The sequence below is a fragment of the Paenibacillus sp. GP183 genome (assembly GCF_900104695.1).
GTDB lineage: Bacteria > Bacillota > Bacilli > Paenibacillales > NBRC-103111 > Paenibacillus_AI.
The window spans coordinates 2,499,206-2,512,465 of the sequence record NZ_FNSW01000001.1; the positions used below are offsets into that span (position 1 = coordinate 2,499,206).

General features: G+C 45.0%; 11 protein-coding genes and 2 pseudogenes. 1 reads left to right on the plus strand and 12 read right to left on the minus strand.

The window, feature by feature from the left end; genetic code table 11:
- Nucleotides 1-3: 3 nt before the first annotated feature.
- Together BLV33_RS12400 and htpG are read right to left on the minus strand one after the other, a co-directional pair.
- Nucleotides 4-180 (minus strand): annotated as a pseudogene (locus BLV33_RS12400) (ATP-binding protein); the annotation flags it as partial.
- A gap of 331 nt (nucleotides 181-511) precedes the next feature.
- On the minus strand, nucleotides 512-2,392 hold the full coding sequence (gene htpG, locus BLV33_RS12405) for a molecular chaperone HtpG (protein ID WP_090791604.1): 1,881 nt from the start codon (nucleotides 2,390-2,392) through the stop codon (nucleotides 512-514).
- Nucleotides 2,393-2,717: 325 nt separating this feature from the next.
- On the opposite strand from htpG, the gene BLV33_RS12410 reads away from it, so the two are divergent.
- On the plus strand, nucleotides 2,718-3,680 hold the full coding sequence (locus BLV33_RS12410; protein WP_090791608.1) for a metal-dependent hydrolase: 963 nt from the start codon (nucleotides 2,718-2,720) through the stop codon (nucleotides 3,678-3,680).
- 393 nt (nucleotides 3,681-4,073) lie between these two features.
- On the opposite strand, the gene BLV33_RS12415 is transcribed toward BLV33_RS12410, so the two are convergent.
- From BLV33_RS12415 to BLV33_RS12460, 10 genes and pseudogenes are all read right to left on the minus strand, one after another.
- Nucleotides 4,074-5,078, minus strand: coding sequence for a histidinol phosphate phosphatase domain-containing protein (locus BLV33_RS12415; RefSeq protein ID WP_090791615.1), 1,005 nt, complete (start codon nucleotides 5,076-5,078; stop codon nucleotides 4,074-4,076).
- Nucleotides 5,079-5,110: 32 nt separating this feature from the next.
- Nucleotides 5,111-5,941: an alkaline phosphatase family protein gene (locus tag BLV33_RS12420; RefSeq protein WP_090791618.1), complete on the minus strand. Its 831-nt coding sequence runs from the start codon at nucleotides 5,939-5,941 to the stop codon at nucleotides 5,111-5,113.
- Nucleotides 5,938-6,756: a DeoR/GlpR family DNA-binding transcription regulator gene (locus tag BLV33_RS12425; RefSeq protein ID WP_090791622.1), complete on the minus strand. Its 819-nt coding sequence runs from the start codon at nucleotides 6,754-6,756 to the stop codon at nucleotides 5,938-5,940. Before BLV33_RS12425 ends, BLV33_RS12420 begins: the two co-directional genes overlap by 4 nt.
- Before the next feature lie 2 nt (nucleotides 6,757-6,758).
- On the minus strand, nucleotides 6,759-7,799 hold the full coding sequence (locus tag BLV33_RS12430; protein ID WP_090791626.1) for an ABC transporter ATP-binding protein: 1,041 nt from the start codon (nucleotides 7,797-7,799) through the stop codon (nucleotides 6,759-6,761).
- 1 nt (nucleotide 7,800) lies between these two features.
- Nucleotides 7,801-8,583, minus strand: a complete 783-nt coding sequence (locus BLV33_RS12435) for an ABC transporter permease (protein WP_171909352.1) — start codon at nucleotides 8,581-8,583, stop codon at nucleotides 7,801-7,803.
- Nucleotides 8,584-8,624: 41 nt separating this feature from the next.
- The gene (locus BLV33_RS12440; protein ID WP_090791633.1) at nucleotides 8,625-9,479 is read right to left on the minus strand and encodes an ABC transporter permease; all 855 of its coding nucleotides are present in this window, start codon (nucleotides 9,477-9,479) and stop codon (nucleotides 8,625-8,627) included.
- A 62-nt stretch (nucleotides 9,480-9,541) separates the two neighbouring features.
- A complete protein-coding gene (locus tag BLV33_RS12445; protein WP_090791636.1) occupies nucleotides 9,542-10,696 on the minus strand; it encodes an ABC transporter substrate-binding protein in 1,155 nt (384 codons plus the stop codon).
- Between the two features lie 196 nt (nucleotides 10,697-10,892).
- Nucleotides 10,893-11,105: a hypothetical protein gene (locus BLV33_RS12450; RefSeq protein WP_090791641.1), complete on the minus strand. Its 213-nt coding sequence runs from the start codon at nucleotides 11,103-11,105 to the stop codon at nucleotides 10,893-10,895.
- Nucleotides 11,102-11,872 (minus strand): COG4280 domain-containing protein, encoded by a 771-nt coding sequence (locus tag BLV33_RS12455; RefSeq protein WP_090791645.1) that lies wholly within the window; start codon nucleotides 11,870-11,872, stop codon nucleotides 11,102-11,104. Before BLV33_RS12455 ends, BLV33_RS12450 begins: the two co-directional genes overlap by 4 nt.
- Nucleotides 11,873-12,039: 167 nt before the next feature.
- Nucleotides 12,040-13,173 (minus strand): annotated as a pseudogene (locus tag BLV33_RS12460) (DEAD/DEAH box helicase); the annotation flags it as partial.
- Nucleotides 13,174-13,260: the final 87 nt, after the last annotated feature.

A 13,260-nucleotide genomic window follows, 5' to 3' on the forward strand; every position in this document is an offset into this window, starting at 1 on the left:
CTTCTAGATTGCTGTATTACCCTCGACCTGACGGTATGTATTCGTGAAGGTAATTCTATACTCTGTCCCTTTGCCTAATTCACTCTTAATCTCGATTTTCCCATTCATCTTTTTAATAATGCCGAATGAAACCATGGTTCCCAGACCTGTGCCTTTTTCCTTGGTGGAGTAATAGGGTATACCTTCGCTTCTAACAGGATAATATTTTGATACCGGCTTTTACCTTTATAAAGGATTCTAGGCTTTCTTTGCAATAAGTGTTTCAGGGTTTTTAGATCCCATATATCACCCCGTAAATTAGTCATTGTCTTTTTTTGCAAATTATTTCACCTCACATGATCATTTCAATTTTTTCTCATTTTCTTAGCGCAATTTAAAATCAAGATATGCCATGGTTTTAGGAAAGTGTGGGCAGACCAGTCGTCAAAAAATCATACAGGAATAACGACAAATAACCCACCCTGGTCTGCACCAGGCGCGGGTTAATTTCGTTGCTTATTTATTTGCTGCTTCAGACCATTATTTTACAAATATCGTTTGTGAATTCTACCGGATCCTGGATCGGCAATCCTTCAATCAAAATGGCTTGATTGTACAACAGGTTCGTATATAAATTCAGCTTCTCCTTGTCTTTGGCAAAAGCATCCTTTAAGGACTGAAACACCTCATGATTGATGTTAATTTCCAACACCTTGTCCGCTTTTACATCCTGATTGTTAGGCATTGCTTTCAATATTTTTTCCATTTCGATCGTTACTTCACCTTCAGCAGAGAGGCATACAGGATGAGTTTTAAGTCTCTTGGACGCTCTAACATTCTTCACTTTGTTGTTCAGCAGGCTTTTCATATATTCAAAGAGGTCTTTGTTATCGCTCTCTTCTGCATCCGTTTGATTTTCATTGGCATCCGCTTCAATCCCCAAGTCGCCGCTCGATACGGATTTAAATTCTTTATCTTTATAGGTCATGAGCATCTTGATGGCGAACTCATCGATATCATCCGTGAAGTATAGGATTTCATATCCCTTATCGGATACCATCTCTGTTTGCGGGAGCTTCTCGATTCTCTCGATTGATTCTCCGGACGCATAATAAATATATTTCTGCTCTTCAGGCATTCTTGATACATATTCATCCAAGGTGACCAGTTTCTTTTCTTTGGAAGAGTTGAACATCAACAAGTCCTGCAGATCATCTTTATTTGTTCCGTAATCGCTGTACACCCCATACTTCAACTGTCTGCCGAAGGACTTATAAAATTGTTCGTATTTCTCTCTTTCTTCCTTCAATATACTTTGCAATGAGCTTTTGATTTTGTTCTTGATGTTTTTGGCAATTAGAGTCAATTGTCTGTCATGCTGCAGCATCTCTCTGGAAATGTTGAGGGATAAGTCTTCCGAATCCACCATTCCTTTGACGAAGCTGAAATAGTCGGGAAGCAGATCCGCACACTTATTCATGATCAAAACACCATTGGAATAGAGCTCTAATCCCTTCTCATATTCCTTCGTATAATAGTCGAACGGGGTATTCTCCGGAATAAAAAGAATGGCATGGTAGACCGCGGCGCCATCAGCACTAATGTGGATATGCTTGATCGGCTTATCGAATCCGTAACGCTTCTCCGCATAAAAATTCTCATAGTCTTCCGTCGTAAGCTCACTTTTATTTTTACGCCAAATCGGGATCAAACTGTTGACGGTTTGCTCTTCCTGATAATCCTCGAGTTCATTTTCGCTGTCTGCTTTAGGTCGTTTCCCCTTAACATCCATCTTGATCGGGTATCTGATAAAATCGGAATACTTCTTGATGATCGCTTTCAATCGATACTCTTCCAGGTACTCATCATATTGATCATCTTCGGTGTTCTCTTTAATTTTCAAAATAATTTCAGTACCCACCGAAGCTTTCTCGCAGGGCTCAATGATATATCCGTCTGCTCCCTTGGATTCCCATTTGAAAGCCTCATCGCTGCCCAGAGCCTTGCTGGTCACTGTAACTACATCCGCGACCATAAAAGCTGAATAGAATCCAACCCCAAATTGACCGATGATATTGCGGCCATCTTTGGATTCATTTTCTTTCTTGAATGCAAGCGAGCCACTATTGGCAATAATCCCCAGGTTACTTTCAAGATCCTCTTTGGTCATGCCAATGCCCGTATCGGTGATCGTCAGTGTTCGGCTTGCCTTATCAGCCGTTACCTTGATGTAAAAATCCTCTTGGTTAAACACCAATTGATCATCGGTTAACGCCTTGTAATAAATTTTGTCAATGGCATCACTGGCATTAGAAATGAGCTCTCTTAAAAATATTTCTTTCTGCGTATAAATGGAGTTAATCATCATTTCCAGTAATCTTTTCGATTCCGCTTTAAACTGCTTTTTTGCCATGAATAGGTGGTCCCCTTTCAAAAATATTCGTACGGGATTTAGCACTCAATTCAACAGAGTGCTAATTCTTATTTTTATACAAATATGGTTTGATGTCAATATGCTGCAGCAATTATAAAAGTGACGCCATAAGTTTTATCGTTTTCTAAATGCTCTTCTCTCAGCATATAGAACACATTTTACCAACAGTTCTGAAATATCCTTATCCCAGTGTATATATTTAACCCAATGATAACAATAATTTACTTAAATACATAATGCTCTTAACATTCCCCTAATGTTTAGAGCTTAAAATGAGACTATATTACAAATGAAGGAGACGCACATGGATACTGGAAGTCACTTACTGTTTGGAGCTACCTTAGCTGGTCTCGCGTATTTCGATCCTGCAGTTGCTGCACACCCTGAGCTTGCCCATGCCGTTCTCGCCGCAACCTTGCTTGGCTCTCATGCTCCGGACTTTGATACCATAACGCGTATTAAAGGCTATTCCAACTACATTCGGCACCATCGCGGCATCACGCATTCTTTGCCGGCATTGCTTGTTTGGCCAGCACTCATCAGCCTTCTTATGGGCTATTTATTTGGGGATATGAATCAGTTTGCACATCTTTATTTTTGGAGTTTCATAGCGGTAGTTTTCCATGTATTTCTCGATTTATTTAATGCTTACGGCGTACAAAGCTTTCGTCCGTTCAGCCAAAAGTGGTTCCATATGGATATACTTTCACTATACGAGCCTTTTCTATTTCTGATCCATGTCCTGGGTCTTGTCATTTGGATTTTCACCTCATATTCACCCTCCATAATATTCGGTGCCGTGTATGCAATTACGTTCGCTTATATAGCAGCTCGTACCTTCCATCATCACTTCGTTGTAAAACGCGTTCAATTCGAATTGAATCAAGAGGGAATCTGCCATGTAATTCCTGACTTACATTGGTTTCGCTGGCAGTTCGTTCTGGAAACCGATACCTTTTCCTATACTGGGAAAGTAAATTATCGCGATGTCACTGTGCATGATGTGTATCAGAAGGATAGCAATAACAAAGTGGTGCAAGCATCGATGAGAACGGATGGAGTACGGGCATTCCTGCATTTTGCTCAACGTGTTCATGTGAGCTTTACAGAAAAAAATGACGGCTACGAGGTGAAATGGAGAGACCTGCGGTTTTGTCATAATCGCAAGCTGCCATTCGGAGTTGACGTACAGTTAGATCAAAATTTGAATGTGATCGAAGACAAAATAGGCTGGAGTAAAAAAAGCTGGGACCCGCCATACGTGTGAGACAGACAGAGATTGCACGGACAACTCGCTCAATAGTGTAGTTAGGTAAACCATACAGAAGGCGAGAAAATCGCCTTGATCATCGTTGTCTTCACCTTGCGGGTGATGAGCCGGAAATTGGAAGCAAGGTTCATTAAATAACATGAAAACATTGCATTTCATACATTGTTATTTATTAGCGTCCTAGAGCTGCAATATGAGTCTTTTCTTTGATTTTCTCAGATTTGATTGTACTAAATACACTGTTCCTAAGGTTGCTACAGATGAGACTCATTTCAAGTGTACAAAATACAATATTCGTCCCGTCTCACCCGTCTCGAGCATGCTGCTATCCTCCTTCTTAACAAAACAGCAATCCCAATATTGAATCGGGATTGCTGTTTTCGTATAACGTTACTTGTTGTCTTGAATCGGCAGCATAAGCCGCTGGCGATTCTTATAGACCGCGATTTCCTTATACCCTGTAGCTCTCGCTAAATTCAGAGCATCGTCCAGATGCATGCCGATATCGTCAGGAAAGTGAGCGTCCGACGACAGTGTAATCGGCACATTTTGCTCGAATAATGTTTGCAGAAAGGATGGGCTGGGACACATTTCCTTGACCGGGTAACGATACAGCAATCCTGTGTTGATCTCGGAACCAATGCCGGCGGCACTCAGCGCGGAGGCGATTTCTCTATATTTGGGGAGCAGCTTATCTTCATCCGGCCTATAGCCGAATACCTTTAAATTATCCAAATGAGCGATAAAATCAAACAATCCGCTGGCAATTGCCTGCTTGACTGTCTCATAATGCTGATCATATAAACGGTCCAAATCGGCAGTTTGAAACCGATCCTGAACTTCTGGATTATCAAAGCCCCAGCCGTCCAAAAAATGCACGGAGCCTATGATATAGTCCCATTCAAAAGGAGCAAGCAGAGCCTGAAGCTGCTTTTCCCCGCCGACGAAATAATCGGCTTCTATGCCAATCGACAAATCATCCTCATTCTCAGCTATCTTGCGCATAGCCTTCACATAAGTTTCTATTGAATAAGTGCACACTTGATCGAGCCATTTTCGCTGCAATTGCCCCAGAGGCGAGTCATCCAGAAGCATAAAACGCTCATAGTACTCTTTACATTCAACAAAGCGGTACAAATGATCCACTATGCCAAAGCGCTGAATGCCCCGTTCACGGCCCTTTTGCAAATATCGCTGAACCCAATCCTCGTGAAAGCAGCCCTGCTCCATTCTCATTTGCAGCAATCGAAAAATTTTGTCCATCCAATCACGTGTGTGGGATTTCCCCGTAATCAAATCATCGTTCGTTGTGTTGACCAGAGCCCGTCCGGTACGCTGCAGCCACTGCAGGGAATAAGGCCCTTCTTCAAGATGAAAATGAAAATCTACCTTCACTGATGTACCTCCTGAAAATTTTCGAAGAGAACCTACTTCACCATTTTATGTTTAAAAGCCGGGATATCCATGTCTGTCATGCCGTTCACTAGCGGAATAGACAATAGCTTGCATACCAGCGGAGCCACAGCCAGCTGCGGAATGACATCCTCATGGTAGCCCGGTTCAAAGGAAGAGCCAATTAGATAGAAGGGAACCTCCCGCTCCGCCGCGCCTGTTCCGCCATGGCTGCCGTCCGCATTCATACCGTGATCGGAAGTGACAATAATCTCATAGTTCAATTCCATCCATAATGGCAGCAAAGAAGCCAAAATACTATCGACTTCAATCGCTTTGTCACGATACGCTTTGGACTCCCCACCGTGCTTATGCCCAATATCATCGATCCCCATAGGATGGATATACAAAAAGTGCGGATCATGATTGCGGCGTAAAATTTCTGCATCGGCAAATAAATGTGAATCCGGATAAGAATCTTCAAAATAAAAAGTGCCATGCTGAATAGGCTTGCCGGGATCGTGCTGCTGACGGTCTTCTATCCTGTCGAACGGCGCCCTATTGTAAAGCTCGCTCACCCAATAATAAGCTCCCGCCGCCGTCGTTAATCCGTGCTTGGTTGCTGCATGGAAGATACTTTGTCTGTTCGAAAGACGCACGATATGATTGGCGGTTATGCCATTTACAGAGCTCGGAGTCCCCGTCAGCAGCACCTCATAGAGCGGTCGGGACAGGCTGGGCAGCTCGGACTTCACTTTATAGCTCGCTGCTTTGGACACCTCAACCAAATGATTCAAATAGCCCATGGAACCACGGGCCACATCATAGCGCAATCCGTCGAGCACGATCATGATCACTTTGCTCATTTCATTTCACCTCTGTCCTCTATGTTCATCGAACAAGCATCAATCCAAAGCACTCCGCTTCGGTCAATCTCCTGAATCCATTCGCCTGGAACCTCTGTGCTTGAAATAATAATATCCGCCTGATGAAGCGGTATCGTCTGAGCAAATGTGGTGATCCCCAGCTTGGAATGATCGACAAGCACAATCACCTCTTGCGCCGCTTCTGCAAAGGCTCGCGAAACCGCAGCCTCATTGAAATCAAAATCGGTAATCCCGCTCGACAGCGAAATGCCGCCTACGGAAAGAAAGGCTTGATCCACATGGAACTGCGCCATCATTTGCAAGCAGAGCGTACCGCTGATTGAGCTCTGCTCCGGGTTGACTTCACCTCCCAGAATGATCACTTTCCCAGTAAATACACCCCGACTGATCGACTCAAGCAAGGTGGATGCGACTGGAATAGAATTAGTAAGAATCGTCAACCGCTTCTTACCCTGGATAGCCTGGGCCAGCTCCTGTGTGGTGGTCCCTACATCAATAACGATTGTGCTGCCGTCTTGAATGAGTTCGGCTGCGCGCAAGCCTATTGCCCTTTTCTCTTCGGGGTGAATACTTTGGCGGAGTGAGTAGGGCGCTTCATCATTAAGATAAGTTGGCTTAATGGCGCCGCCATACACACGCTTCAGCTTGCCTTCCTTCTCCAGCGCAAGCAAATCGCGGCGAATGGTTTCCGGGGACACCTCCAAATGATCGGAGAGCGGGATCACCATCACTTTACCATCCTTTTGCAGCCATTCCTTAATGACCTGTTTTCTCTCTTCAGCCAATACGGACATCGTTACGCACCACCATCATCAAGTACCCTGCAGGCTTCGCGGGGAATCCAAAGCTTAACCTCGCTGCCGGTTTCCAGTCCCGGACGTTCGCTGCCATTCAAGATATCGACGGTCAACGTTACATCCTGGACAAGCACGATGAAGCGCAGTACATTGCCAAGCAAAATGACTTCCTCAATGCGGCCAAAAGCCTCGAAGCCTTCGCCTTCAGCCCATCTTTGCTCCGATTCTCTGCGTGCCAAGCGGATGGCTTCCGGACGAATGGCCACGGAGCCGCCTCTTCGCTCCAGGTTCCCTGTCAACCGGCCCATCTCCTGGGCATTCATCACATTGTAGCTGCCAATAAAACGCGCAACAAACTCATTGCGCGGATTGGTATAGATTTCTTCCGGCGTTCCCATCTGAACGATTTGTCCTTGATGCATGACACAGACTCTATCTGAAATGATGAGTGCTTCTTCTTGATCATGCGTGACGAAAATCGTAGTCATGCCTAAATTTTTCTGGATCCGGCGAAGCTCCAAACGCAGGGATTTGCGGATTTTGGCATCGAGCGCGCTGAGCGGTTCATCCATGAGCATCAGCTTCGGCTGCACGGCAAGTGATCGGGCTAACGCAACCCGCTGCTGCTGGCCCCCTGACAATTCGTGAGGATAGGAATTAATTTTATCCTCAAGTCCTACGATGCTTAACATTTCTCTTACTCTATTCGCAATGTCGGCCTTACTATGCCGCTGCATTTGCAGGCCGAAAGCGACATTATCACCGACGCTCAAATTTGGAAATAAGCCATAGGACTGAAACACCATGCCGACCCCGCGGTCCTTGGGCAGACGCTGGGTAATCGGCTTTTCTTCCAGATAAATCTCGCCTTCCTCGAGCGTCGTGAGTCCCGATATGCAGCGAAGCAGCGTGCTTTTGCCGCATCCACTGGAGCCAAGCAGTGTCACCAGCTCCCCTTTTTCCACTCGCAGATTCAGCTCTTGAAGCACATTAGAGGCTCCAAATTTCTTCGATACATTCTCAATATGCAAATAGCTCATGCTAGGCTCCCTTCTTGGCAGTTTCCCATTCCACGGGATTGGCTCTGCCGAATAACCGCTTGCTCAAGCTGAGCAGCAATCCCGACAGCAGTAAAATGAACACGAAATAAGCAATCACAATGGCGCTGGCTAAATGCCCGCTTTCGCTGAGACGCCGGTATAAGTAAATCTGGATCGTTTCAAAATGCCCGCCGATCAGCAAATTGGTCAGCACGAACTCCCCGAACAGCACAGAGATCGATAACAGCGTTGAAACAAGAATGCCAGGCAAAATGTTAGGCACGATAATGCGGCGAAAGGCTGCCATTTTGCTTGCCCCCAGCAGCTCTGCAGCCTCCATCAGCTCCGAGGCGTTGACGGTTCGAATGCTGTTGCGAATGCCTTGATACATATAGGGCAGAATCGCCACGAAATAAGCGGCAATCAAGATCCAAATCGTACCGGAAATCGCGAAGGGTCCAGAGGAATAGAGCTTGATCAAGCCTACTGCGGCAACAACACCAGGAATCGCATACGGAATCAATGCGGTAAGATTCAGCCAGCGCTCCCATTTGGGGAAGTAGATCGTCACCACGAAGATGGTCGGCAGCATGACGAGTGCACTCAGTGCTACACTAACCAGGCAAACAAACAGAGTACGTCCAAGTGCATCCATAAAGCGGACATCACGAAACATATCGCCGAACCAATGCAGCGTCCATGACTCCGGCAGTAAAGTCGTCTGCCAGTTGCCAGCGATTGAATAGAGCAAGGTAGCCAGCAAAGGGATCAGCAAATAGATCATGGCCAGCCAAATAATAACTCGGGGAATGGCACGATTGCGTTTCACTGTAAATCCCTCCTTACCTTGCGCATCAAGCGGTCATTCAACCACATCGCCAGCACCATCGTACCGCCCAGCAATACGGCCAGCGCGCAGCCAAGCTGTGGGCGCGTCACGACATTGCCCGCCACAAGAGAGCCGATGCGGATCGCGAGCAAATTGTAATTGCCGCCGACTAGGGCATAGGCTGTTGCATAAGCTCCCATCGAGTTGGCAAACAGAATCGTGAACGTTCCGGCTATACCGGGAAGCAGCACGGGCAGCGCAATTCGTCTGGCAAACTGCCACATGTTTGCGCCAAGCAATGAAGCGGCTTCCCACCACTGCTCACGCATACCGTAGAGGGTAGGATAAAGCAGCAGCGCTCCGAGCGGAAGCTGAAAATACACATAAACAAAGGCGAGCCCAGTCCACGTATACAAATCAAAGCCTGCAAACAAGGACCATCCCCACGTCTTGAATAAAATCGTTAGAACACCGTTATTTCCTAGCAAAATAATATAAGCAAAGGCTAGCGGCAAACCTGCAAAGTTCGAGGTCATGTTGGAAATCATCAGCACAAAATTTCTCGTTCGTTCCGACGCCCTTGTGATCGCATAGGCCAGGAGCAGGGACATGATGATGCCTGCCACACTGGAATAAAGCGAAATCAACAGGCTGTTCCGAATCGCCTTTAGGTAGAAAGGATTCGTCAATGAAGTGAAATATTGCTGCATTGTAAATTGATCGCCTTTGTCCGATAAAAAGCTGTTGATCACTAAAGTTGCCGTGGGCAGCAGCTCAAATCCGACAATCAGGATGAAAAAAGGCAAAAGAACAGCAAGTAATAAGAGCTTCGAAGGTACTCTGTTTTTCATTGTTTACTCCTTAGTAAAACAGTTACCTTCTTGAGGAGAAGGTAACTGTTTGCTATTTGGTACTAATTGAGGTTAACCAATACTTTTTCTTGCCATAATTGCGGGAGGGTTTTCGAGGTAGCGTCCCAGATTTTGAAATCTTTAATCGGTTTGGCATTCTTGTACTGCTCGGTTGGAATCATCTTGCTGGCCACATCCGCAGGAAGCTTCACATCGTCGCGGATCGGTCTGGCGAATCCTTTGGCCAGGTTAATTTGTCCAGCATCGCTTAAAATATATTCTCTTGTGAGTTTAGCCGCATTAGGATGCGGAGCGTATTTGTTGATGATCGTTGCGTAACCGCCTATGACGCTGCCTTCTTTAGGAATGGCCACATCATAGTCTGCAGGGTTCAGCTTTTGACGGTAACCCAGGGCGTTGAAATCCCACACCAATGCGACTTCGATTTCACCCTTTTCAAAGTTAGCCACTTTCACGTCGGATAAGGAGATGCGTTTTTGCTTGGAAAGCTTCTCAAAGAAATCAATACCCGGTTGAATATTTTTCTCGTCTCCGCCGAAAGCGATGGCAGCAGCAAGAATAGCGTTTTGTGCCTGGGAGGCTTTGGCCACATCGCCAATAGCTACTTTGTAGGTTCCTTTTGCAATATCATCAAAGCTTTTCGGCGGGTTTTTCACCAGCTTGGTATTCGTAATGATGGCAATTGTTCCTTGGTAGCCAACCACCCATTGGCCGTCTTTATCTTTGGCCCAGTCGGGGATTTTATCCCATGTTGTAGTTTTGTAAGGCTGCGTCACATTCTTATCAACGGCAACGGAAGTAAACGCCATACCCACATCGCCGATATCGGCAGTAGGCTTATCCTTCTCCGTTTCGAACTTGGCAACTTCTTCAGCGCTCGACATGTCCGTATCAGTATGCTTCAGGTTGTATTTACTTGTGATTTCGGTCCAGGAATCCTTCCAATTTGCCCAATCATCCGGCATACCTACGCTGACTACGGAGCCTTCTTGCTTCGCTTTGGTTTGCAGGTCATCCACGGAAACGGTCCCGCTTGCGTTCGGACTGCTGCTCGCTGGGGCTTTGCTTTCTGTTGGGGCTTTACTAGCTGCCGTCATTCCTCCAGCCGTGTTGTCTTTCGTTCCGCAAGCTGCCAAGCTGCCCACCAAAGTGATGAATACAAGCAGCGAGGTGGTTCTTGTCCAAATCTTGTGCATGTTTCTTCCTCCTAAGAAGATGTTATTTGTTGTTTAATCTTGTTGTTTTCTTTCTGATTCAACTATATTGCTGAATTGTTTATCCCGTATCAACTAGATATTGAGGACTTGTAAATTTTTTTCCCCTAACCTCTCATGACGCAAAAAAGGCCAGCCGAATGATTCATTCGTCTGGCCTTCCCAATAATCGTTGAAACTATTTCAGCTTTTTACTTTTTTTGCGGTATTCCACATTTAAACTCAGGATTAAGGCACCTATGATCAAAATGACTAAAAGCCATCCGCTCATTTGAGCATCCAGACCGCCTTGAATTGCAAAATAAGTGATCAGAATAGAGAATAATAAACCAATCCCCATCCACCAGTCATCGAATATTAAGCCGATAATCGTTTTTAATGCTGCTATCATACATGTTCACCCACTGCTTTCTTAGTGGATTTGTCACGATTTTGTTGATTGTGCTTATTGGATAACAGACGAACACTAATGAATGAAACGAGCAGTAGACCTAAGCAAATGACCAGTATAGATACATCTGCATGCCACCAATTGACACCGATCCCTTCTCCGACCCAAAATATACCGAACCCGCTGAGCATCAAGCCAACCACAAATTTCATTGTATTTTCGGGAATGGTCGCAAGCGGCTTTCTCAGTAGGATCCCAGCCAATACCACCATAACCAATCCAATGATGCTCCCTGTAATCGACGATAGCAGAGAATGTGCAGCCAATCCGAAAGTAAGGACAATAAAGACTGCTTCAATGCCTTCTAACAATACGATGTTGAATGAAGTGACAAATCCAAACCAATCCATAGCATTATTCGATTTAGCGTGGCTGCGTTGACGATTCAATTCTTCCGTATAAGCTTTATCCTCTAAATGTAAGGCCTTTAAACCGGAATAACGCAGGATCGCTTTACGTAACCAACGCATACCGAAAAGTAACATCAAGATGCCGATACAAAGCTGGAATGCTCCCAGGTTGACCAAGTTCATGAGAGGCACTCCAAACAATGTAACCATAGCTGTCAAAACTAACAGCGCCACAGTCATCCCCGAAAGTGAGCTTTTCCATCCTCTTACAACGCCAACAGCCAATACTACGGTTAAGGCCTCAATAAACTCCACGGCGGTACCTAAAAAGCTGGCTACAATCACATAAATATTCATCTCATCACCTCTTCTAATACTAAAATACTATAAGCCATAAAATATAACAATCGTTATTTTGTGTCCAATGTTACATTTTGAAGTATAAAATAAAATACCCTCTGCAAATGAGGGTATAAGAATTCAAATATTACCTACTTGGCCTTTAAAGGCAGAGTTGTGTTAAGCATCGGATAGGGATGATCCTTCACTTCGGGAATGGTCTTTCCAATCAATTTCTCTATATCCTTGAGATACGGAATTTCTTCAATTTCGCAAAAGGAGATCGCAATCCCGCTCAATCCTGCTCTACCGGTACGGCCAATTCGATGTACATAGGTTTCTGGAATATTGGGGAGGTTGAAGTTGATTACATGAGAGAGTTCCTCAATATCAATTCCTCTTGCAGCGATATCCGTCGCTACCAACACTCGAGTTACGCCGCTCTTGAAATTGCTAAGTGCACTCTGGCGGGCGTTTTGAGATTTGTTTCCATGAATGGCCTGGGCGGAGATTTTCACCTTAGTCAATTCACGCACAACGCGGTCAGCGCCATGTTTGGTACGGGTAAACACCAGTGCGGAAGCAATGGATTTATCTTGTAAAAGGTGATTTAATTGATTTTGCTTGTTTGCCTTATCTACCAAATAAATAGATTGCTCAATCCTATCTGCTGTAGAAGACACCGGAGTGATTTCTATTTTCACCGGATTCACCAGAAGTGATTTGACCATTTTGGATATTTCCGGAGGCATCGTTGCCGAGAAGAACAGGGTTTGTCTTTTGCTGGGCATTTTTGCAATGATTTTCTTCACGTCATGAATAAAGCCCATATCGAGCATCCTGTCGGCTTCATCTAGCACTAATATTTGGACATATTGTAGATCTATATGCTTTTGATTCATTAGATCGAGGAGTCTGCCAGGAGTTGCTATAATTATATCCGCACCTTGATTTAGCGACCGCTCCTGCGCTTTTTGGGAAACGCCGCCAACGATAGCAGAACAACGCAAGTCGGTGTATTGACTATACGCCCCAATGTTATCAAAAATCTGAAGAGCAAGTTCTCTTGTCGGTGTTAAAATCAATGAGCGAATACTCCGCCCGGTATTGGGTTTACTTTGCTGCTGGCTTAATAGTTGGATGATCGGTACAGCAAATGCGGCCGTCTTCCCTGTTCCGGTTTGAGCGCAGCCAAGTAAATCTCTGCCGGCTAACACAGCTGGTATTGCTTGTTCCTGTATGGGTGTAGGCGTCGTATAGTTCTCTTTACTTAAAGCTTTTAGAATCGAAGGTATAATATTCAAGTCATTAAATGTCATTTTGTCTCCTTAATTTACACCATTTGTCGCAACAAATAAGGATAACACATATAAATGCAAAAAAGAAGCGAGATTTTTTCCCGCTCC